This is a genomic window from Pseudomonas sp. GW460-12-10-14-TSB1, assembly GCF_017349775.1.
In the GTDB taxonomy this organism is placed as follows: Bacteria; Pseudomonadota; Gammaproteobacteria; order Pseudomonadales; family Pseudomonadaceae; genus Aquipseudomonas; species Aquipseudomonas piscium.
In genome coordinates this window covers 19,646-41,964 of sequence record NZ_JACNAC010000037.1, presented here as the reverse complement: position 1 = coordinate 41,964, position 22,319 = coordinate 19,646, and the positions used below count along the sequence as shown (strand labels likewise).

Below are 22,319 nucleotides of genomic sequence, written 5' to 3'. Positions count from 1 at the left end.
TATCGCAGCCTTCGGCAGCGGCTACAGAGGGCCGGGGTGACCGGCATGGAGTATATTCGGCACACCACCCCAGCCAACGCAGCCCGCCATGAAACTCGCTCCCGCCGACCTCGACCAGATCACCTCCACCACCCTGGGTCACTACAACCAGGTGGCCGAAGACTTCCGCGAAGGCACCCGCGACCACGATGTCAGCCAGAACATCGACGCCCTGTTGCGGCATATCCAGGGCACGGCGCCCTTCACCCTGCTGGACTTCGGCTGCGGCCCCGGGCGCGACCTGCAGACCTTCACCCGCCTCGGTCATATCGCCATCGGCCTCGACGGCTCCGAGCGTTTTGCGCAGATGGCTCGCGACGACAGCGGTTGCGAGGTCTGGCAGCAGGACTTCCTCAAGCTCGACCTGCCCGCCGAACGCTTCGACGGCATCTTCGCCAACGCCGTGCTGTTCCATATCCCCTCGCAGGAGCTGCCGCGGGTGCTGCGCCAGCTGCACGCCACGCTGAAACCCGGCGGCGTGCTGTTCAGCTCCAACCCGCGCGGCGACAACCGCGAAGGCTGGAACGGCCCGCGTTATGGCGCCTACCACGACCTCGCGGCGTGGCAGCACTTGCTGACGGCGGCGGGTTTTGTCGAGCTGGAGCATTACTACCGGCCCGCCGGGCTGCCGCGGGAGCAGCAGCCGTGGCTGGCGAGTGTGTGGCGCAAGGCCTGAGGCCACAGCCTGCCGTCAGGCGGTTCAGGGCTCGCGCGCGACCTGATACTCACGCACCTCGCCATCCGCCAGTACGGCCCTGATGCTCTGCGCCGCCAGCATCGCGCCTTCCACCTCGCGGGGCCGGGCATCGAAATTCGCCAGCAGCCGCGAGCCGTCGGCAAAGGTGGTCTGCTGTACCTGGCGGTCCGCCGTCAACCAGCGAAAATCCGTGAGGGCCTGGGTGCCGAGGCGCTGGTGCAGAGGCCGGAAAAATGCATCCTGGCGGGCTATCAGCGGCAGGCGCCCGCGCAAGGTGGCGGCACTCAGGTGATACAGCGGCGGCACGTTGTAAAGCAGTTGAGCCAGTTCATTTTCGACCCGCACATTGCTCAATTTGAGGCTGTCGAACAGCCAGTGGTGGCTGGTCACCAGCGAGCCGTGGAACACCGCCTGGTACAGCGGCAAGCGTGTCGCCGGCGCGAAATACACCGTGCGGTAAGGCTCCTTGAGCGGCGCGCTCTTGAAGAACATCGCCGGCTGCTCCGGCGGGTACCAGTTGCCCAGGTAATAGGGCGACTTCGGCTCCTTGCGCATCTGCGCATCGCCCCAGCCCATGACCGGGGTCTGCATACCATGGGCGAACAACACGCCGCCGGCCGTCACCCCATTGCCGTCTTCGGAACCGCTGACCAGTTGCTGCTGCTCGGCAATCCAGCGCGAGGCGGCGACATTGCCCTCGGCGTTCTGCGTCTGGGTCATCGGCCTTTCGGCACGGTAGCTGTCGAACAGCATGCCGGTGGCGTAGGCATCGAGGAACCAACTGTTGAACCCGACCCGGGCCTGCACGGCCTTCACCCGGGCCTCCAGCAATGGCCGGACGCAACGAGGATCGGTGTAGTGCCCGGACTGCTGGAAACCGCTTTTAAACTGGCCGCTCTCCAACACGATCGCGCACTCGCGGTTGGCCCGCGAACCCAGGTGGGCGGTGCTCCAATCGGGGTTCCCGTCGCTGCGCAGCGCAGTCTGGTAGGAGTCGTAGGGCGCCACCAGATAACCGGCGGCGACGGCGGCCCGCACTGCCTCGGGGTGCCACAGCCCGCCTTCCCAACCCTCGCCGAGGCCCAGCCACAGACGTTCCAGACCGGCTGCCCGCAAGCGCTCCATGGTCGCCAGCGACAGGCTGCTGCCCCAACTCGCCGGATCGGCGCTCAGGGCCGGGGCAAAGACCTTGGCCAGTTGCGCCCGCAGCTCGCCGTAGCCCTGGGCCAGGGCCTGCATGTCCGGCTCTTGCGCGCCCTGCCAGCCCAGGCGCGCCTGCTGATTCAGCGCGCTGTTGAGGCTGCGCAGCAGGGTGGTGCGCTGATAGGCATCCAGCTTGGCCGCGGGCACCTCGAGGATCTTCGCGCTTTCCTTGTCTAGGCCGGCCCGCAGCTTCACCGCCAGCGGCTCGTTGCCCCGCAGGCCCCGCAGCAGCTGCGGCCAGCTGCGCACATCGTCCGCCCCCAGCAGGCCGTTGCCCCACAGGTAGACATGGCTGGCGCCGAGCAACTTGCTGCCTTGCGGCGTGCGCGCCAGCTTGGCCTCCAGGGTCTCGTAGCGCCCGTTGTCCAGCAGCCACTGACGATAGCGCTTGGCCCCCGCGAGCAAGTCGGCGTCCCCCAGGTACAAGGTCATGGTCAGCGGCGCGTCGGGTTCCAGGCGGGTGAACTGATGCTGCGCCGTCAGCGCCATGGCCGGCCCTGCGGCGCTCAGGCTCAGGCGATTGTTGTAGGGGCGGGTCAGCAGCCAGCTCAGGGTGAAGGCGCCGTGGTCCAGGGTCCACAGCGGCAGGCTCAGGTCCTGGGTTGTGTTGACCTCGCCCTGGTCCAGCAGGAACCGCTGCCAGCGCAGGTCCCCCGTCGGTACGTAATGTCCCTCGGCCAAAGGCCAGACCAGCCCCTTGCCCATGGCGCCGGCAGGCTGGCGCAGAAACGTCAACGCCCCCGGCTCCCGGGCCTGGATGGAGAGCACCAGGTCGCGCTGTCGCAGGGTGGCGCTGAGGCTCCAGGCGCCCTCGTCCCATTGCCAGCTAAGCCGTTGCGGCGTCTGTTGCAGGGCGCTGACCCGATGGCTGTCCACGCCCGCCGAGGCTTGCACGGCCGGCTGGCCAGCGGGAGTCACGCGAATCGCCAGGGTTGCCGGGTCGATCTCGACCTGCCATAGCGGGTTTTCCAGCGACGGCTGGGCCAGGGCCCAGGGCGACAGCAGGCAGATGACGGCAAGCAGCAAGCCACGTAGAGACCGGGCAATGCAGGACATGAGCAATCCCTTCTCGAATGAAGGGCGAGAGTGTACAGCAAAGCACCACCGGCCTGCGCCAAGCCCCCCGCGCCAGGCGCAAGGGGCCGGGCCTCAACCGGCTTCCTTGCGCGGCTCCTTGATCTTGTACCAGGCCACATACAGCGCCGGCAGGAACAGCAGCGTCAGCAGGGTGGCGACGATGATGCCGCCGATCATGGCGTAGGCCATCGGCCCCCAGAACACTTCCCGGGCGATGGGGATCATGCCCAGGCTGGCCGCCGCGGCGGTCAGCAGGATCGGCCGGCGACGGTGCTCGGTGGCTTGCACCACCGCATCCCAGGATGAATGACCGGCACGCTCGAACTCGTCGATCTGGGTCACCAGGATCACCGAGTTGCGAATGATGATGCCGATCAGCGCGAGAATCCCGAGGATCGCCACAAAGCCCATGGGCGTGCCCGTCGGCACCAGCGCCAGGACCACGCCGATCAGCCCCAGGGGCGCGACGCTGGCCACCAGGAACAGCTTCTGCACGCTGTGCAGCTGGATCATCAGGAAGGTCGCCATGAGGAACAGCATCAACGGCACCACCTTGGCGATCGGCCCCTGGGCCTTGCCGCTCTCCTCCACCGTACCGCCGGTGGCCACTGAATAACCGGCCGGCAGGCCGGCGGCGAACTTGTCGATATCCGGCTTGAGCAGCCTGACCAGGTCGGTCGGCTGGATTTCGTCACGCACCGAGGCCTTGATGGTGATGGTCGGCTTGCGGTCGCGCCGCCAGACCAGCGGCTGCTCCAGTTCGTAACGCACGGTGGCGAAGGCCAGCAGCGGAATCGAGGTGCCGTTGGGGTTGACGATCTGCAGGTTCTGCAGGGTTTCCGGGGAGCCGCGCTCGCTGTCGTCGGCCCGGCCGACCACGTTGATCAGGTAGATGTCGTCATGCACCTGGGTCACGGTGGAGCCGCTGACGATGCTGTTCATCAACTGCGCCACGTCCTCCGAGGACAGCCCCAACTGCCGGGCCTTGTCCTGGGCGATGTCAATGCGCAGGACTTTGCCCGGCTCGTTCCAGTCATAGATGATCTCGCCGATGTGCGAGTTCTTGTCCAGTTCGGTGGCCAGCTCGATGGCGTGCTTGCGCACCTGGTCGATGTCCTTGCCGCTGACCCGGTACTGGATCGGCCGCCCCACCGGCGGGCCCATTTCCAGGGCCTGGACGTAGCTGCCGATGCCGACGAAGTCGTCGCGCAGGCGTTTTTTCAGGCGCTCGGTCAACGCCGTGCGCGACTCCAGGCCCTTGCTGACAATCACCAGCTGCGCGTAGTAGGGGTTCTGCAGTTGCTGGTCCAGCGGCAGGTAGAAACGGATCGCGCCTTCGCCGATATAGGTGCTCCAGCGCAGGATGTCCGGGTCGTCCTTGAGGGTCGCCTCCAGGCGATCCACCGCCATGCGGGTCTCGGCGATCGAGGCGTTCTGCGGCAGGTTGAGGTCGACGAGAATCTCCGGCCGGTCCGAGGACGGGAAGAACTGGTTCTGCACGAAGCGCATGCCGACCACCGACAGCACGAACACCAGGACGGTGATGCCGATGGCCCACCAGCGGTTGCGCATGGCCCACAGCAGGCCACCGTTGAAGGCCCGACCGATGCGACCCGGCTCCTCGGAGTGGGGTTTGACGTTGGTGCTGAGGATATGCACGCCGATCACCGGCGCGAACAGCACGGCGACTATCCACGACACCAGCATGGCCACGGCGATCACCGCGAACAGGGTGAAGGTGTACTCGCCGGCGGAGCTGGCGTTGAGGCCGATGGGCACGAAGCCGGCGACCGTCACCAGGGTCCCGGTGAGCATGGGGAAGGCCGTTGAGGTGTAGGCGAAGGTCGCCGCTTGCTCCTTGGTCTCGCCCATCTCCAGGCGCGTGACCATCATTTCCACGGTGATCATCGCGTCGTCCACCAACAGGCCCAGGGCAATGATCAGCGCCCCGAGGGAAATCCGCTGCATGGTGATGCCGCTGTACTCCATGAAGACGAAGACCATCGCCAGCACCAGCGGGATCGAGCACGCCACCACCAGCCCGGCGCGCACGCCCAGGCTGACGAAACTCACCACCAGCACGATCACCACCGCCTCGAACAGCGCGCTGGTAAAACCGCCGACGGCTTTTTCCACCACCTCGGCCTGGTCCGACACCGTGTGTACACCTACGCCCACCGGCAGGTTGGCGGTGAGCTGGTCCATCTTGGCGTGCAAGGCCTTGCCGAAGTCCTGGATGTTACCGCCCTTCTTCATGGCGATCGCCAGGCCGATGGCCGGCTGGCCGTTGTAGCGAAACTGCGGCGTCGAAGGGTCGACGTAGCCACGGCTGATCTCGGCGATATCCGCCAGGCGATAGAAGCGTTCGTTGAGCCGCAGGTTGACCGTGGCCAGGTCTTTCTCCGAGGCAAACTGCCCCGAGGTGCGCACGGAAATCCGCTCCGGCCCGGCCTCGATCACCCCCGCCGGGGTCACCGCATTCTGCGCTTGCAGGCTTTGCAGGACCTGGCGCTGGTCGATGCCCAGCGCCGCCAGCTTGCGTGTGGAGAAGTTCAGGTAGATGACTTCGTCCTGCTCGCCGACCATTTCCACTTTGCCCAGGTTCGGCACTTCACGGATCTCGGCGCGCACCTGCTCCACATAGTCGCGCAGCTGGCGCATGTTCAGGCCGTCGGCGGTAAAGGCGTAGACCGAACCGAACACATCACCGAACTCATCGTTGAACCCCGGCCCTTGCAGGCCCTGGGGGAAGTCGCCGCGAATATCGTTGATCTTCTTGCGCACCTGGTACCAGATCTCGGGGATGTCCTTGGCGCTGGTGGTGTCGCGCAGGTTGACGAAGACCGTCGATTCGCCGGGACGGGTGTAGCTTTTCACGTAGTCGAGGGAGTCCAGCTCTTCGAGCTTTTTCTCGATGCGGTCGGTGACCTGCTTGAGGGTTTCCTCCTGGGTCGCGCCCGGCCAGCGGGTCTGGATGACCATGGTCTTGATGGTGAAGGACGGGTCTTCCTCGCGCCCCAGGTTCATGTAGGAGAACACGCCCATCAGCAGGGCGACGAACATCAGGTACCAGACGAACGACTGATGCTTGATGGCCCACTCGGATAAATTGAAGCTCCCTTTCGTGGCCGGCGTCATCGTGGGCTGTCCTCGTCGATTTTGACTTTCTGCCCCGGTTTGAGGCTGTTCACACCGGCGCTCACCACCCGCTCGCCGATCTTGATCCCGCTGCTGATCAGCGCCGAGTCATGGTCCCGGCTGAGCACCGTGACCTCTCGCGGCGCCACGGTCCGCGCCTGCGGGTCGACGATCCAGACCCGCGCCTGGCCATCCACCTCCTGCAGGGCCGACAGCGGCACTTCGGTGCGCGGGACGATGGCAGAGCTGAGGGTCACGCTGATGGCCGTGCCGAGACGGAAGGTGGGCGGGGTTTGCGTCAGGGTCAGGCGCGAACGCCGGGTCCGGGTGGCGCTCTGCGCCTGGGGCTCGATCTCGCGCACCACGGCGGTGGTGTTGACGCTCGGGTCCAGCTGCAAGGCGACCTTGAACACCACGTCGGCCGGCAACTGGTCCACCAGGGATGCCGGCAGGTCGATCACCGCTTCCTTGATATCCGGGCGGGCCAGGGTCACCACCTGCTGGCCGGCGCTGACCACCTGGCCGGCCTCGGCCATCCAGGCGGTGACCACGCCGCCGTGATCGGTGCGCAGCTCGCTGTAGGCCAGCTGGTCGCGGGCCTGGTTGACCGCGGCCCTGGCCTGCTCCAGGGAGGCGCGGGTGGTCTTCAGGTCGGTCTGGGCGATGTCCAGCTGCGCCTGGGCGCCAACGCCGCGATCGAACAATTGCTGCTGGCGCCGGGCGTTGGCCTGGGCATTGATCCATTGCGCCTCGACCCGGGCCAGGTCGCCCTGGGCGGAGCGCAACTGGTTCTGCTGATCGGTGGGGTCGAGGGTGGCGAGCAAGGCGCCCTTGCCCACCTCGGCACCGACATCGACGTTGCGATTGGCGATGCGCCCCGGCACCCGGAAGCCGAGGTTGGTTTCATAGCGGGCCTGGATGCTGCCGGCGAACCGCCCGAGGCTTTCCTCGGACTCGGCGCGCACCTCGAACGACAGCACCGGGCGCACCGGCTCGGGGGCCGGCTCTTCCTTGGAACAGGCGCCCAGCGTCAGGCCGGCGCATAACAGCAGGGACAGGCGCTTCATGGCTTGGCTCCTTGTGCGCCGGTCTCGGAAACGATCTCGACGAGCATCCCCGGGTGCAGCAACTGGCCGCCGGCGATCACCACTTTTTCGCCGCCCTCGAGGCCGTCGCTGATGATCACCTTGCCGGTCTGGTAGCGCCCCACGGTGACCTTGTGCAGGGTGGTCTTGCCGTCGTCGCCCACCAGCCACACGGCCGGCTCGTTGAGGTTCTTGGTCAGCGCCGCCCAGGGCAACTCGACACTGGCCTTGCCGGGCACATGGGCACTGGCGCCGACCACCGAGCCCAGGTCCATGCCCGCCGGCAAGCCGTCGAGGGCCACCTTGACCTGCACCGTGCCGCTTTGCGCCGACACCACCGGGGTGACTTCCCGCACCCTGCCAGTGGTCTTGATATTCGGGTTGTCCAGCAGGCTGACGTTGATCACGCCATCCTCCGGTGGGGCCACCAGCAACGCCTCGTAGACGTTGAACACGGCGTCGCGCTCGCCGTCGCGGGCCAGGCTGTAAATCGGCACCGTGGCCTGCACCACCTGGCCCACCTCGGCCTGGCGCGCGGTAATCACCCCCGGCGCGTCGGCGATCAGCGCGGTGTAGCTCAGTTGCTCACGGGCGTTGGCCAACTGCGCCTGGGCCGCGCTCAGGGCGCTCTGGCTGCTGCGCAGCGCTGCCTGGGCGGCATCGTATTCGCTCTGGCTGGTGTAGCCCTTGGGCAGGAGTTTCTGCTGGCGGACGAAGGCCGCGCTGGTCTGCTTGACCCGTGCCTGCTCGGCGAACACCGAGGCGGCGGCGGAATCGACATTGGTCTGCAGGTCTTTCGGGTCGAGCCGGGCCAGTACCTGTTTGGCCGTGACCCGGTCGCCGACATCCACCAGGCGCTGGATGATCTTGCCGCCGACGCGGAACGACAACTCGGTCTGCACCCGCGCCTGCACATCGCCGGTCAGGGTCACTTGCGCGGCGAAATCCCGGGTCTGCACTGGCTGCACGCGCACCCGCGGCCGGTCCTTTTCGGTCGGCTTTTCCGCGCCACAACCGCTCAGTAGCGCAGCCAGCATCAAACCCACTATCCACTTCGATTCGAGACCAGCCATGCAGGCTCCTTGGCGCCGATGCCATCGTACAGGTGACGATACGACTGTGAGCTTAGAACAGGGTTCCACCGCTGCACGCCACGGTGCTCACAAACCCTGTAGCCGCTGCCGCAGGCTGCGATCGGCCGCAACGCGAGCGCTGTTCCAGCGAACGCAGGAAGCCCTGGGGAGCTGTCGCGGCGGCTACAAAATCGGCACCGTTCAGGCACACTGCACCTTCATGCACAAGGAGCCCCAGGATGCTCAAGACCCTGGCAGTGGCCAATTACCGCTCGATCAACAAACTGGTGATTCCGCTGGAGCGGCTGAACCTGATCACCGGTCCCAACGGCAGCGGCAAGTCCAACCTGTACAAGGCCCTGCGCCTGCTGGCGGAAACCGCCCAGGGCGGGGTGGTCAATGCGCTGGCCAGCGAAGGCGGCCTGGAGTCGACTTTCTGGGCCGGGCCGGAACAGATCAGCCGGCGCATGAGCCGTGGCGAGGTGGCGATCCAGGGCGGGCCACGGAAAACCGTCAAGCGCCTGCAACTGGGCTTTGCCGGCGAGGACTTCGGTTACTCGATCGGCCTGGGGCTGCCGGACTCGAGCGGCCATTTCATGCTGCCCGGGCACAGCACGCCGATTCCGTCGCGCTTCACCCTCGACCCGCGGATCAAGCGCGAGAGCATCTGGAGCGGGCCGGTGTATCGCCCGGCCAGTGTGCTGGTGGATCGCCAGGGGCCGATGGTGCGGGCCCGCGAGGGGCGGCAATGGGAGGTGCTGGCGCAGCACACCTCCAGCGGCGACAGCCTGTTCGACCAGGTCGGCAACCTGCGTTCGTCACCCGAGGTCCTGCATTTGCGCGAGCAGATCCGTGGCTGGCGTTTTTACGATCACTTCCGTACCGACAGCCAGGCCCCCGCGCGCCGGCCACAGCTGGGCACCCGCACGCCAGTGCTGCACCACGACGGCCGGGACCTGGCGGCGGCGTTGCAGACCATCATCGAGGTCGGCGATCAGCAGGCGCTGCGCGAGACCATCAGCGACGCCTTTCCGGGGTCACGACTGGAGATCGATGCGGTGCCGGGCGGGCTGTTCGGCGTGCAGTTCCATCAGGACGGTTTGCTGCGGCCACTGTCGGCGGCGGAGCTGTCGGACGGCACCCTGCGTTACCTGCTGCTGGTCGCCGCCCTGCTGACGCCACGGCCACCGACCCTGATGGTGCTCAACGAACCGGAAACCAGCCTGCACCCGGACCTGCTGCCAGCCTTGGCGCGCCTGATCATCCGGGCTTCGCAGCAGTGCCAGGTGTGGGTGGTGTCCCATGCCAGCCGGCTGATCGCGGCGTTGCAGCAGGACCCGCAATGCAACGCCATCGTGCTGGAGAAGAATTTCGGCCAGACCGAAATCGTTGGCCAGGGCATGCTCGACGAGCCGGCGTGGTATTGGCCGGATTGAGCGGCCTCAAAAGCATCGCGGGCAAGCCTCGCTCCTACAGACGCATGCGTATGCTGTAGGAGCGAGGCTTGCCCGCGATGACGTACTCAAGAGCACCTCAATCGTTCAGGCTAAATCACCCCTGCCACTTGCCCCCTTCGACAATCACGCTTTCCGGCTTGGTGTCGTCGCTCAGTTCCTTGCGCACGTACTGGTCGTAGAGCTTGAGCAGGTACTTGTCTTCGCCCAGCTTGGCCAACTCGGCGTTGACCCAGTCACGCAACTCGATATTGCCCTTCTTCACCGCCGGCGCGATCGGCGCTTGCTCCCCCAGGGTCTGCGGCAGTACGCGGTAGCCCGGGTTCTGCTTGGACCAGCTGAACAGGATCAGGTTGTCCTGGGCATAGGCATCGCCGCGGCCGTTGGCCAGGGCTTGCAGGGACTCGGTGTTCTTCTCGAACTTCAGCAGCTTCCAGTCCGGGTGGTTCTTGGTCAGCCAGATATCGGCGGTGGTGCCGGTGGTGACGATGGTGGTGCGGGTCGCCAGGTCATCCAGGTTCTTCACTTCGCTGCCGTTAGGCACCAAAGCCTGCACCGCGACCTTGAGGTTGGGGTTGGTGAACTCCACCGCTTCCTTGCGCTCCGGGGTGACGGTCATGTTGGCCAGGATCAGGTCGACCTTGTCGCTCTGCAGGAACGGAATGCGGCTGGCAGGCTCCACCGCGACGAACTCCACCTTGTTCTCGTCGCCCAGCAGGTCCTTGGCGAATTGCCGCCCGATATCGGTATCGAAGCCCACGTAACGTCCGGTCTCGTCGACGAAACCGAACGGCGGTTTGTCGGTGAACACGCCGACGATCAGCTTGTCGCGGGCCTTGATCTTGTCCAGATAACCGGCCGCCGGCGCGGCGCTGGCGCTGGCCGCGGGCTTGGGCGCCTCGGCGGTTTTATCGCAGCCGGCCAGCAGCGCGAGGCCGAACAGCGGGAGTAGCAGTAGCGAAGACTTGGCAGTTTTCATAAGAGCTCCAGTTCCTTTGTAGGTGCTTTTTTGGGCAATGCTTCAACGAAGGAGAATTTCTCCAGGAACTGCTGCGCTCGTGCGGTCCGCGGGTTCGTAAAGAAGGTCTCGGGAGGGTGTTGTTCGAGGATGCGCCCGGCATCCATGAACACGATGCGGTCGGCCACCGCGCGGGCGAAGGCCATTTCGTGGGTGACGATCAGCAGGGTCATGCCGTCCCGGGCCAGGCCCTGGATCACTTGCAGCACTTCCTTGACCATCTCCGGGTCCAGCGCCGCGGTGACCTCGTCGAACAGCATCACCTGCGGGTTCATGCACAGCGAACGGACGATGGCGATGCGTTGCTGCTGGCCGCCGGAGAGCTGGCGCGGGAAGGCATCGCGCTTGTCCAGAAGGCCCACCCGCTCCAGCAGCGCCTCGGCCTGGGCGCGGGCTTCGCGACGGTCGCGCTTCTGCACCTTGAGCGGGCCGAGCAGGATGTTGTCGAGCACGCTCATGTGCGGGAACAGGTGGTAACTCTGGAACACCATGCCGATGTCCTGGCGCACCTGGCGCCAGTCGGTGGCCTGGTCCAGCAGCTCGCGGCCGGCGAATCTCAGGTGGCCGCTGTGGGCCTTTTCCAGGCCGTTGAGGCAGCGCAGCAAGGTGGACTTGCCGCAGCCGCTGGGACCAAGAATCACCACCACTTCGCCCTGGGCGACCTTGAGGTCGACGTCCTTGAGCACCTGCTGCTCGCCGAAAAACTTATTGAAACCCTGGAACTCGATCAGTGCGCTCATGCTTGCGTCCAGCGCCGCTCCAGCACGCGCGAGGCGGCCGACAGCGGGTAGCAGATAAAGAAGAAAAACAGGAACAGGGCGCCGTAGATCAGCACCGACTCGTAGGTGCGCTCGATGATCTGCTGGCCGACCTTGATCACGTCCACCACGCCGATCAGCACCGCCAGCGAACTGGTCTTGATGATCCGCGTGTAGACGTTGATGGTCGGCGGCGTCATGCGTTTCAGCGCCTGGGGCAGCAGCACGTAGCCGTACAGTTGCGGGTCGGACAGGCCGATCGACAGCCCCGCCTCGCGCTGGCCACGGGGCAGCGAATGCAGGGCGCCACGCACCACCTCGCCGACTTCGCTGGCGCCCCACAGTGACAGCACCAACACCGCACAGGTGAAGCTGGGAATGCTGATGCCGAAGAAGATCGGGAAACCAAAAAACAGCAGGTACAGCCAGACCAGCACCGGGATTGCCCGGAACAGCTCCAGGTAGATGCGCAGCACCGCGTTCAGCCATTTGCTGTCCAGGGTCCGCAGCACGCCGTAGAGCACGCCGCCGACGGTGCTGAAGGCGATGCTCAGCAGGGAGATCGACAACGTCTGCGCGGCGCCCTTGCCCAGTTGCGGCAAGGACACCCACAGCAGTTCAAGACCCGAACTGGCCATGCTGCAACCTCCTTTCCAGACGGCTGAGCAACAGCGACAGCGGCAAGAACAGCAGCACGCAGATCAGCGTGAGCACGGCGAGCATCTCGTAGGTCTTGTAGTAGAGGGCGATGTAACTCTTGGTGGTGTAGAGAATCTCCGGCACCGCCACCGCCGAGACCACAGTGGTTTCCTTGAGCAGGAAGATGAAATTGGCGAACAGCGACGGCAGGCTGAGGATCCCGGCTTGCGGCAGGATCACGTAGCGCAGCAGCTGCCAGTGCGACAGGCCGATGGAGCGGCCCGACTCCAGCTGGGCCGTCGGCACCGCCTCGACGCCGGCCCGCAGCACTTCGGTGAGATAGGCGCCGCCAAGAAAGGTCATGGTGATGATCGCCGCGGCGAACCCGGAAACCTTCAGCCCCAGCGCCGGCAGGGCGAAGTAGACGAAGAACAGCTGGATCAGCAGCGGGGTGTTGCGCGCCAGCTCCACGTACAGCCCGATCAGGCGCTGCAGGTAGGGGGTACGGAACACCAGGATGGTGGCGTTGATCAGGGCCACCAGCAGGGAGGTGGCGATGGCGATCAGGCCGACCTGCAAGGTCACGCCCACGGCCTTGAGAAAGGCCGGCAGCGTACTGAGGATAAAGGCGTAGTCGAGGGTCATGGCAATCCTGGACGCCGCTGGGGTACAGCGGCGGTGATGCAGTCCATTGGGCAGTGGGTAAACCACCCGGCAGGCGTCGACTTTAAAGCTATAAAAACAATAATTTAAATACCGTTAAAGCATATTGATATCACCCAAAAAACTAACCTGCGGGGTTTGCCATGCGCGCCTGGGCCGGCTACTTTTCTGACGCCGTCAGGGATCTTTCTGATCCTCCTCCATGGAACGGACAACCGGCACCCGACCTCAACGGGCCAGACACCTACAAGGACGATAAGAACAATGACCGACCTCGATACCCCGCAACCCCTCGATCCGCAGGACATCGTCAAATGGCTGAAGGCGCTGTGCCGGGCCATGAAGCCTTCCTGAATATACGGCCCTGCCGAGACAGCGCGGCGCCTGGATCGCGAGCAAGCTTCGCTCCTACAGAAGCACGGTGAAGTCGCTCTTGCGGGCAATAAAAAACGCCGACGCTGTAGAAGCCATCGGCGTTTAAACCTTGAAGGGGTTTGTACGACTTAAGCGTAGTTCATCAGAACGCCGGCAGTACGGCGCCGCTGTATTTCTTCTCGATGAATTCTTTCACTTGCGGGCTGGTCAGGGCCTTGGCCAGTTTCTGGATGGCGGCGCTGTCCTTGTTGTCCGGACGGGACACCAGGAAGTTCACGTAAGGCGAATCGGCGCCCTCGATCACCAGCGCATCCTTGGCCGGGTTCAGGCCGGCTTCCAGGGCGTAGTTGGTGTTGATCATGTCCAGGTCGACCTGGTCCAGCACACGCGGCAGCAAGGCCGACTCCAGTTCCTTGAACTTGAAGTTGTGCGGGTTCTTGGCGATGTCTTTCGGGGTCGCCAGGGCGTTTTTCGGGTCCTTGAGCTCGATCAGGCCGGCCTTCTGCAGCAGGATCAGGGCCCGGCCGCTGTTGCTGCCTTCGTTCGGAATGGCGATGGTCGCGCCGTCTTTCAGCTCGGCCAGGGTTTTGACTTTCTTCGAGTAGCCACCGAAAGGTTCGACGTGCACGCCGATCACAGTCACCAGGTTGGTGCCTTTGCCTTCGTTGAAGCTCTTCAGGTACGGCAGGGTCTGGAAGTAGTTGGCGTCCAGACGCTTCTGATCGACCTGCACGTTCGGCTGCACGTAATCGGTGAAGACTTTGATTTCCAGGTCCACGCCTTCCTTGGCCAGGGTTGGCTTGATCAGCTCGAGGATCTCGGCGTGCGGCACGGGGGTGGCCGCCACTACCAGTTTCTCGCCAGCCTGGGCCAGACCGGCAGTCAGGGCAGCCGCCAGTGCGGTGAACAACAGAACCTTTTTCATGCAGTGTCCTTATGAGTCGTCAGTGACGACGGCTTTTGTAATGAGGGTGCCAGCGAAGTGCTATCTCTGGCGTGGAGCGGACAATACCGGGATTTTTTATGCCTTAACAATATCTTTTATTCACGTTGATATTCCATTTTATTCATACAGAATCGAACCGCTCTAGCCCGCGCCCGAGGCGCTCCACAAGCCCTGTAGCCGCTGCCGCAGGCTGCGATCGAGCGCGCAGCGCTCGCCAGGTTTTCAGGCTGCCTTCAAAGGGATTACGAAGTCGCATGGGCGGCCGCTGCGCGGCCTGCGGCAGCGGCTACAGAAAGCAGCCCGCTGCACGAATCAGGAATGGGAGGGGACTTCAGATCACGCCGTGCTGCTTGAGCAGGTGTTTCAGCGCCTGCAATTCGGCGGCGGAACCGTCCGCGATCAGGCCCTTCAATTGCTGGTCCACCAGTTCCAGCCGCGACAGCTGCGGCGGCAGGTTCAGGTGCTCCGGCAGGATCTCCTCGCCACTGCTTACCAGCAGGGCAAAATGAATGACGTTCTCCAGCTCGCGGGTGTTGCCCGGCCAGCTGTGCTGCTCCAGCACCTGCTGGGCGGCTTCGCTGATCAGCGGCACCGGCAGGTCCAGGCGCTGGCTGTAGATGCCGAGGAAATATTCGGCCAACGACAGGATGTCGCCGACCCGCTCGCGCAGCGCCGGCAGTTCCAGATGGCCCTCGCCCAGGTAGTGATACAGCCGCTCATGGAACTTGCCCGCCGCCACCGCCTGGGCCAGGTCGATGCTGGTGGCCGCCACCAGGCGCACATCCACCGGGCTCGGCTGATGGGCGCCGACCCGGGTCACCTCATGATTTTCCAGGGCCGAGAGCAGCTTGATCTGGATCGGCAGCGGCAAGTCGCCGATCTCGTCCAGGTACAGGGTGCCGCCGTTGGCCGAGCCGAACCAGCCGGCGCGGCTGCTAGCGGAACCGCTGAAGGTGCCGGCGGCGTAGCCGAACAGTTCGGCGTCGGCGTAGGTCGGGCTGATGGCCCCGCAGTTGACCGACACGAACAGGCCGGCGCGGTCGCTGGCGCGGTGGATATGCCGGGCCAGCAGTTCCTTGCCACTGCCGGTTTCACCGCGGATCAACACCGAGATCGCACGCGGCGCCAGCTGTTCCAGCTCCTGGCGCAGCTGCCGCGAACGGGGATCGACGAACACCAGCGCCTTGGCGCGGATGCTCAGCGGGCTTTTTTCAGCATCGGGAAAGGTCAGCAACGGCTGACCGAAAGACTCATGCAGACTCATGGCAGACTCCCGCCCAAATCCGCTTGCAGGCGGGGGCGTTTAACAAAAAGAAAAAATCAGGCGCGTCGCAGGGAATGCTGTTCCATGCGGTTTTGCAGGCGATAGAGATAAGCGAAACCCTGCTCCCAGCGCTGGTGCCCGGACTTGACGTTGATATGCCCGGCACCGGACAGGATCCCCGCCTCGGCGCCCCAGTGGCGGGCCAGTTCCAGGGCACGCGGCGCACTGATGGCGCTGTCGTTGTCGGAGCTGACCACCTGGCTCGGGAACGGCAACAGGTCGCTAGGGATCGGCGCGAAATTGCGCAGCGCCGGCGCGCAGGCCGGACGCTCGACATCCGCCGGCGCCACCAGCAAGGCGCCGCGCACCTGGCGCAAGGCGCTGACCGGCGCATGGGCGGCCCAGTGCGCGACAGTGATGCAGCCCAGGCTGTGGGCAATCAGGATCACCGGGGTACTGTCGGCGGCAATCGCCTCGGCCAGCGCCGCGACCCAGTCTTCGCGCCGGGGTGTCAGCCAGTCGGCCTGCTCCACCCGCGCACTGTTCGGCAGGCTGTTCTGCCAGTGGCTTTGCCAATGATCTTCTGGCGATCCTTGCCAGCCCGGCACAATCAGGTAGCGAATTGATTCGTTGCGCATGGGGAGCTCTCCTGCGTGTCTGTTCCCGATCGAGTATAGGGACGAGAGTTATATTCGTTAAGGAATAAGAAGCTATTTATTAAGACCTATAAAGAATATCAAGCATCACCTGTACCCAGGCTGTACGAACCCTAGGCGCCTGGCAGACGGACCGCGGCGTCTGCATCGCGGGCAAGTCGGATCGCCGCCCGCTTGCTCCTACGGAAGCGGGGATGGCGTGGTGGTGAGGATGGCAGAGGACCTGTAGGAGCGAGCTTGCTCGCGATGGCGTCCATCCAGGCAACCACGCACACCCGCTGGAATCGCAGGCAAAAAAAAGGCCGCACCCTGCCAAGGAGACGGCCTGAAAAGTCGTGGCTTACAACACTGGGTCAGCGGGCGGTGATCACCGAAAGCTTGGTGATACCGGCACGCTCGATGGAGGCCATGGCACGGGCCACTTCGCCGTAGTTGACGCCGTCGTCCGCCTGCAGCTGCACGCGCACTTCCGGGTCCTTGGCCTTGGCCGCCTGAAGATTGGTTTCCAAAAGGTCCGGCTGGATCTCGTCCTTGTTGATAAAGAGTTTGCCGGCGCCGTCGATGCTCACCACCAGCGGGTCCTTCTGCTCCACCGGGGCCACGGCCTCGGTCTTGGGCAGGTTGATCGGAATCGCGTTGGTCAGCAGCGGCGCGGTGACGATGAACACCACCAGCAGCACCAGCATCACGTCCACCAGCGGCGTGACGTTGATCTCGCTCAGTACCTCATCGCTGTCCTGGGTCGAGAAGGCCATGTCAGGACGCCTCCTTCACTTTCTGTGCGCTGCCCTGGGCCGCGGCCTTGTGCGCGGTCGGGTGGATCAGCACACGGAACGAACTCTTCTGCGCCAGGCTGTAGAAGTCATGGGCGAAGTCATCCAGGTCGGCGGCGGTCAGCTTCAGGCGCCGCAGGAAGTAGTTGTAAACCAGCACCGCCGGTACCGCGACGGCGATCCCCACGCCGGTGGCGACCAGCGCCGCACCGATCGGCCCGGCCACGGTTTCCAGGCTCGCCGAGCCCGCCGCGCTGATGCCTTTCAGGGCTTCCATGATCCCCCACACGGTGCCGAACAGGCCGATGAAGGGCGAGGTGCTGCCGATACTGGCGACCACCGCCAGGCCGGTTTCCAGCGAACGCCGCTCACGGACGATCTGCTGGCGCAGGGCGCGCTCCAGGCGGTCCTGATGATTGATGGCCTGGCTCAGGTCCGCCGCATGGGGCGCCTCGCCGACCTGGATCGCCGCATAACCGGCTTGGGCCACGCGCGCCGCGGCGCCGGGCTGGGTTTCGCTGAATTCGGCCGCCGAGTCGAGGCTGGAGGCGGCCCAGAACTGTTTGTGGAACTTGCGATCCTGGGCCTTGAGACGGGCGAACTGCGCGCCCTTGAGCAGGGCCAGGCCCCAGGTGGCCACGGAAAAGACCACTAGCAGCCAGATCACCGCGCTTTCGATGGATTCGAGTGGAGATGCCAATAAACTCATGATGTGTCCCTCTGTATAACCCTTGTAAGAGCGAGCGTGCTCGCGATAGCGCCTGGCGCAGGCTCAATGAATCTTGAAATCGATGGGTACGCTGACCCAGCCGTCCTGGGCGACATCACCCTGCTTGGCCGGCACGAAGCTCCAACGCTTGACTGCCGATAACGCTGCGTCGTCGAGTTGCTGGCGACCACTGCTTTTCTGAATCTGGATCTCGCCGGGCTTGCCGCTGGCCAGTACATGCACCCGCAGCAGCACCGTGCCTTCCCAACCGCGACGCTGGGCCAGCGACGGATATTCCGGCGCCGGGTTCTTCAAGTACGCGGCGTTCGCCGAAGCCGGGGTCACGGGCGCCGGGGCCGGTGGCGCGGGCGGTGCCGGAGCGGCGACAGGCGCGGCCGGTTGTGGCGGCGCGGGCTGTTGCTGGACCGGTTTCGGCGCCGGCTTGGGCTCAGGCTTGGGGACCGGTTTCGGCTTGGGCTTGGGAATCGGCTTGGGCGGTGGCGGCTTGACCGCCAGTTCGTCCTCCACCGGCGGCGGTGGCTCCACCACCGGTTGTACCGGCTGCGGTGGCGGCGGTTCGACCACCGGCGGCGCCGGCCGGGAAAACTCGATGGTCATCGGTGGAATTTCCGGCGGCACGATCGGCAATACCGGGGTCGGCTTCTGGCTGATCCAGTAGATCACCGCACCGTGCAACAGCAGGGCAATCACCCCGAGGGCAATCGCCTCGCGCCGCCGCAGCCCGGCCTTGGGTGCCTTCTGCAGACGCAACTGGCCCAACGGCAAGCGATGCGGCCGGCCGAGATCGACCAAATCGCCGCTCGGTGCCTGACGCCACAGCACCTCATGTGCAGCACTGGCGGCGGTCTGGACATTGCCCATTGATTAACTCCCTACAGTCTTTTGCGAATAACCCGACCCACACCTGCGAACTCCCCCGGAGCAGCGTCGAGGGCTGAATGATTGGCGCCAGACACTTATCTCCGAAAGTAATCTTTAAAGTTATGGATAGATCGAAATCGCATATTTAAAGCCGTCATCTCGCGCCAGACCACACGGATCAAGGGCTGCAGGGAAGGAGTCAAAAAGCGATGCTTTTCGAGCATTGAAAATATTCGCCAAAGGCATTGCATCGCCACGGTAAAACCGAGGCGAAGTGACACCCGTAACGGAATAAAAAGAGACCGACCGAACGTCGATCAAGGAATCAGGCGCCCCCGGTAAAGCGAATCAAAAGGCCGCCTGCTCAAGCGAACCCTCAGACCTTCATCACCTGGCTCTCGCACAACTCCAACAACTGGTTTTCCAAGGCCTTGCCAGCCCGGCTCAACCCGCTGCGTCCGTACAGCGCCAGGCGCACGCCCTGGATGTCCGGCAAGCCGCTGGCGGCATCGAGCACGCGGTGCCCGGCGGCCACCACCCGCACCGGCAGCAGGCTGATGCCCAGCCCCGCCGCCACCGCCGAGCAGACACTGGCCAGGCTGGCGCTGGAGTAGCCGATGCGCCAGCGCCAACCGCCGACTTCAAGGTGGTGGAGCATTTCATGGCGATACAACCCGCCCACCGGGAAGGCCACCAGCGGCAACGGATCGCGGCCAAAGGCCGGGGTGGCGCGGCTGTCGACCCAGCACAGGGGTTCCGGCCAGGACCCCAGGCAGTCGTCGCTGGCGCCCATCTGCTTGACCAGCAACAGATCGAATTCGCCGCGCCGATAGAGGCGGGTCAATTCCGGGCCCAGCCCGCTGGTGACCTCCAGGCGCACGCCGGGATGGTCCTGGCCGAAGCGCGACAACAGCGGCATCAGCCGCTCGGCGGCAAAATCTTCCGGCACCCCGAGGCGCAGTACGCCTTCGCTCTGCTGATGCAGCAAGACATCGCTGGCCTCTTCGTTGAGGGCCAAGATGCGCCGCGCATACCCCAGCAGACGCTCGCCCTCGGCGGTGGCCACCACCCGGCGCTGGTCGCGGTCGAGCAACTGGCAGTCCAGGCTCTCCTCCAGCCGGCGCACCTGCTGGCTGACCGTGGACTGGGTGAGGTGCAGGCGCTCGGCGGCGCGGGTGAAGTTGGCGCAATCGACGACGGCGACAAAACTGCGCAGCAGCACAGGATCGAACATGGCAGCACCATTCTGAATGCCACTGATTGGCATGGTTATATTTAATTTCAGAATACATCAGCGCCTGACCATACTCGGCGTTCATTTACCGCACAGGGAGCCTGGTGCCATGCGTTACCTGTCTTGCAAACACGCTGTCCTGGCGATCTGTCTGTTCGTGGTGGGGGTGGTGATGGCAAAGGATAACGAGCTGCTCGAAGCAGTCCGCGACGGGCAGTTGCCCAAGGTGCAGACGCTGCTGCGGCAAGGCGCGGACGTCAATGTGCGCGGCCTGGACGGCAGCAGCCCGTTGCTGCTGGCCACCGCCGCCAACCAGGTCGAGATCGCCCGGGCGCTGATCGAGGCCGGCGCCGACGTCAACCAGAAAAACCTGATCCACGACAGCCCCTACCTGCTGGCCGGCGCCAGCGGACGTAATGCGATCCTGCAACTGACCCTGGCCCATGGCGCCGACCTGAAAAGCACCAATCGCTATGGCGGCACCGCGCTGATCCCGGCCTGCGAGCGTGGGCATGTCGACACCGTGCGCCTGCTGATCGAGGCCGGTGTCGACCTCGACCACGTCAATCGCCTGGGTTGGACCTGCCTGATGGAAGCCATAGTGCTGGCCGATGGCGGCCCGGCACACCAGCAGATAGTCGCTCAGTTGATCGCCGCCGGCGCCGACCTGAACCTGCCGGACAACGCTGGCCTGAGCCCTCTGCAACAGGCGGAGAAACGCGGCCAGACCGCTATCGCCAAACTGCTGCGGGACGCCGGCGCGTCCTGATTTGTGCCTTAAGGAGCCCCCCATGAAAGACGATCAGGATTACCTGCAACGCGCCGTCGAACTGGCCCGGCAAAACGTCGCGGCCGGTGGCCGGCCATTCGGCGCGGTGCTGGTGCGCGACGGCCAGGTGCTGGCCGAGACGGTCAATCAGATCCACCTGAGCCAGGACCCCACCGCCCACGCCGAACTGCTGGCCATCCGGGTCGCCAGCCAGCGGCTCGGCCCACGCCTGGACGGCTGCGTGATCTATGCCAGCGGCCAACCCTGCCCCATGTGCCTGAGCGCCATGTACCTGTGCGGTGTGGCGCGCGCGGTGTTCGCCGCGGACAACGCCAGCGCCGCGCCCTTCGGCCTGTCCACGGCGGCGGTCTACGAACAACTGGCCCAGCCCCTGGCGGCCCAGCGCTTGCCGGTGCAGCACCTGCCACAAGCGGCGATGAACGAGATCTACCGCGACTGGCAGGTCCGCCATGCCGCTCGCTGAGTCGCGCCTGCGCCGCCTCGGCGGCTGGGCCCTGCTGATCGCCCTGGGGCTCAATCTGCGGCCGATCATCAGCTCCATCAGCCCGCTGCTGATGGAGATTCGTGGCGCCACCGGCATGAGCTTCCAGAGCAGTGCCTGGCTCACCAGCCTGCCGGTGGTCTGCATGGGCCTGGTGGCATTGCTCGGGGTGCGCCTGGAAGCCCGCCTGGGAGAACGGCGCGGCGTCGCCCTTGGCCTGTTGATGATCCTCTGTGCCTGCCTGGCTCGGTTGCTCCGCGACCAGGCCAGCGCCCTGCTCGCCACCGCCCTGCTCGGCGGCGCCGGCGTGGCCTTGATCCAGGCGCTGGTGCCGGCGCTGATCAAGCGCCAGTTCCAGCAGCGGGTGGCCTTGGCCATGGGCATTTATTCGGCTTCGCTGATGGGCGGCGGCGGCCTCGCGGCATTGCTCAGCCCGCATGTCGCCACGCACTTCGCCCATTGGCAGGCGGGGCTCGGCGTATGGTTGCTACCGGCGCTGGCGGCCCTGCTGTTGTGGTGGCTGCTGCCTTTCGCCGGGTCGGGGCAGCGCCTCAACGCCCCTTCCATCAGCCTGTGGCGCAACCGTCGGGCCTGGTTGCTGGCGCTGTACTTCGGCCTGGTCAACTGCGGCTACATGAGCATGGTCGCCTGGCTGCCGGCCTATTACCTGCAGCTGGGCTGGAGCGCGACCCAGAGCGGCTCGCTACTGGCGTTCATGACCATCTTCCAGGTCATCGCCGCGCTGTTGATGCCCGCCCTGGCGCAGCGCCAGAGCGACCGTCGGCCATTGCTCGCCATCAGCCTGAGCGCCCAGGCCCTGGGCTTCAGCGGCCTGGTGCTGTGGCCGCTGCAGGCCCCGCAGCTGTGGATGGCGCTGATCGGCTTCGGCCTCGGCGCCTGTTTCGCCCTGAGCCTGATCCTCACCCTCGACCACCGTCGCGATCCCCGGGAAGCCGGGCAACTGGCGGCCTTCGTGCAAGGGGTGGGGTTCCTGATCAACGCCGTGTCGCCGTGGATGACCGGCTGGCTGCGGGAACTCACCGGCAGCTTCATCAGCGCCTGGTGGGTACTGATCCTGACCGTGCTGGCCATGCTGGTGTTGACCCGGGTATTCAGCCCCTCCAGCTACCGGGAGTCGCAGTCGACAACCGTGGCACCACAACCGATACCCACGGGAAGCACCTCGACCTCCGCCTGACAAGGCCCATGGCCATCATGCGCAACTTCTTGCGCACCTGGCTGTGGATAACTCTGTGAGCAGATGCTCAAGGGCTTTATAAACCGTGCCATGCAGCCGAGTGCGCAACTTCTTGCACAGCACTGCGCAAGAAGTTGCGCACTTTCAGCGGCTTTCGCCCGGGAAAT

Annotated in this window: 20 protein-coding genes; 5 read left to right on the top strand and 15 right to left on the bottom strand. The window is 65.2% G+C overall.

What is annotated here, in order from left to right:
* Window positions 1–88 precede the first annotated feature (88 nt).
* Complete coding sequence (locus J4D52_RS20290; RefSeq protein ID WP_063427772.1) at window positions 89–715, top strand: bifunctional 2-polyprenyl-6-hydroxyphenol methylase/3-demethylubiquinol 3-O-methyltransferase UbiG; 627 nt, start codon at window positions 89–91, stop codon at window positions 713–715.
* 24 nt (window positions 716–739) lie between these two features.
* Here the strand turns inward: J4D52_RS20290 and J4D52_RS20285 are convergent, their stop codons facing one another.
* From J4D52_RS20285 to J4D52_RS20270, 4 genes are all read right to left on the bottom strand, one after another.
* A complete protein-coding gene (locus J4D52_RS20285) occupies window positions 740–2,995 on the bottom strand; it encodes a glycoside hydrolase (RefSeq protein ID WP_063427771.1) in 2,256 nt (751 codons plus the stop codon).
* Between the two features lie 93 nt (window positions 2,996–3,088).
* Window positions 3,089–6,154, bottom strand: a complete 3,066-nt coding sequence (locus J4D52_RS20280; RefSeq protein WP_063427770.1) for an efflux RND transporter permease subunit — start codon at window positions 6,152–6,154, stop codon at window positions 3,089–3,091.
* Window positions 6,151–7,221, bottom strand: a complete 1,071-nt coding sequence (locus J4D52_RS20275) for an efflux RND transporter periplasmic adaptor subunit (protein ID WP_063427769.1) — start codon at window positions 7,219–7,221, stop codon at window positions 6,151–6,153. Before J4D52_RS20275 ends, J4D52_RS20280 begins: the two co-directional genes overlap by 4 nt.
* Entirely contained in the window at window positions 7,218–8,312 is a 1,095-nt protein-coding gene (locus J4D52_RS20270) for an efflux RND transporter periplasmic adaptor subunit (protein ID WP_063427768.1), read from the bottom strand. The genes J4D52_RS20275 and J4D52_RS20270 overlap by 4 nt, the downstream gene beginning before the upstream one ends.
* A gap of 239 nt (window positions 8,313–8,551) precedes the next feature.
* Here J4D52_RS20270 and J4D52_RS20265 point away from each other — a divergent pair, with 239 nt between their 5' ends.
* Window positions 8,552–9,748, top strand: a complete 1,197-nt coding sequence (locus J4D52_RS20265) for an AAA family ATPase (RefSeq protein ID WP_053276970.1) — start codon at window positions 8,552–8,554, stop codon at window positions 9,746–9,748.
* 115 nt (window positions 9,749–9,863) lie between these two features.
* Here the strand turns inward: J4D52_RS20265 and J4D52_RS20260 are convergent, their stop codons facing one another.
* The 11 genes from J4D52_RS20260 to J4D52_RS20210 form a co-directional block, all read right to left on the bottom strand.
* A complete protein-coding gene (locus J4D52_RS20260) occupies window positions 9,864–10,745 on the bottom strand; it encodes a transporter substrate-binding domain-containing protein (protein ID WP_102676426.1) in 882 nt (293 codons plus the stop codon).
* Window positions 10,742–11,524, bottom strand: coding sequence for an amino acid ABC transporter ATP-binding protein (locus J4D52_RS20255; protein ID WP_025808474.1), 783 nt, complete (start codon window positions 11,522–11,524; stop codon window positions 10,742–10,744). Before J4D52_RS20255 ends, J4D52_RS20260 begins: the two co-directional genes overlap by 4 nt.
* The gene (locus tag J4D52_RS20250) at window positions 11,521–12,180 is read right to left on the bottom strand and encodes an amino acid ABC transporter permease (RefSeq protein ID WP_009041662.1); all 660 of its coding nucleotides are present in this window, start codon (window positions 12,178–12,180) and stop codon (window positions 11,521–11,523) included. Before J4D52_RS20250 ends, J4D52_RS20255 begins: the two co-directional genes overlap by 4 nt.
* On the bottom strand, window positions 12,161–12,826 hold the full coding sequence (locus J4D52_RS20245) for an amino acid ABC transporter permease (protein WP_063427766.1): 666 nt from the start codon (window positions 12,824–12,826) through the stop codon (window positions 12,161–12,163). The genes J4D52_RS20250 and J4D52_RS20245 overlap by 20 nt, the downstream gene beginning before the upstream one ends.
* A 535-nt stretch (window positions 12,827–13,361) precedes the next feature.
* Window positions 13,362–14,144: a MetQ/NlpA family ABC transporter substrate-binding protein gene (locus tag J4D52_RS20240; RefSeq protein WP_038583045.1), complete on the bottom strand. Its 783-nt coding sequence runs from the start codon at window positions 14,142–14,144 to the stop codon at window positions 13,362–13,364.
* Between the two features lie 352 nt (window positions 14,145–14,496).
* Window positions 14,497–15,429, bottom strand: a complete 933-nt coding sequence (locus J4D52_RS20235) for a sigma 54-interacting transcriptional regulator (protein WP_102676427.1) — start codon at window positions 15,427–15,429, stop codon at window positions 14,497–14,499.
* Window positions 15,430–15,485: 56 nt separating this feature from the next.
* On the bottom strand, window positions 15,486–16,067 hold the full coding sequence (locus tag J4D52_RS20230; RefSeq protein ID WP_025808481.1) for an alpha/beta hydrolase: 582 nt from the start codon (window positions 16,065–16,067) through the stop codon (window positions 15,486–15,488).
* Between the two features lie 371 nt (window positions 16,068–16,438).
* On the bottom strand, window positions 16,439–16,840 hold the full coding sequence (locus J4D52_RS20225) for a biopolymer transporter ExbD (RefSeq protein WP_009041659.1): 402 nt from the start codon (window positions 16,838–16,840) through the stop codon (window positions 16,439–16,441).
* A 1-nt stretch (window position 16,841) separates the two neighbouring features.
* Window positions 16,842–17,567: a MotA/TolQ/ExbB proton channel family protein gene (locus J4D52_RS20220; protein WP_025808483.1), complete on the bottom strand. Its 726-nt coding sequence runs from the start codon at window positions 17,565–17,567 to the stop codon at window positions 16,842–16,844.
* A 63-nt stretch (window positions 17,568–17,630) separates the two neighbouring features.
* On the bottom strand, window positions 17,631–18,449 hold the full coding sequence (locus tag J4D52_RS20215) for an energy transducer TonB (RefSeq protein ID WP_102676428.1): 819 nt from the start codon (window positions 18,447–18,449) through the stop codon (window positions 17,631–17,633).
* A gap of 376 nt (window positions 18,450–18,825) precedes the next feature.
* Window positions 18,826–19,683, bottom strand: a complete 858-nt coding sequence (locus J4D52_RS20210; protein ID WP_025808487.1) for a LysR family transcriptional regulator — start codon at window positions 19,681–19,683, stop codon at window positions 18,826–18,828.
* A 109-nt stretch (window positions 19,684–19,792) separates the two neighbouring features.
* Between J4D52_RS20210 and J4D52_RS20205 the strand changes: the two genes are divergently transcribed.
* The 3 genes from J4D52_RS20205 to J4D52_RS20195 are packed head-to-tail and all read left to right on the top strand — an operon-like array spanning window position 19,793 to window position 22,152.
* Window positions 19,793–20,452, top strand: coding sequence for an ankyrin repeat domain-containing protein (locus J4D52_RS20205; protein ID WP_063427764.1), 660 nt, complete (start codon window positions 19,793–19,795; stop codon window positions 20,450–20,452).
* A 22-nt stretch (window positions 20,453–20,474) separates the two neighbouring features.
* Window positions 20,475–20,936: a nucleoside deaminase gene (locus tag J4D52_RS20200; protein ID WP_102676429.1), complete on the top strand. Its 462-nt coding sequence runs from the start codon at window positions 20,475–20,477 to the stop codon at window positions 20,934–20,936.
* Window positions 20,923–22,152 (top strand): CynX/NimT family MFS transporter, encoded by a 1,230-nt coding sequence (locus J4D52_RS20195; RefSeq protein ID WP_102676430.1) that lies wholly within the window; start codon window positions 20,923–20,925, stop codon window positions 22,150–22,152. Before J4D52_RS20200 ends, J4D52_RS20195 begins: the two co-directional genes overlap by 14 nt.
* Window positions 22,153–22,319: the final 167 nt, after the last annotated feature.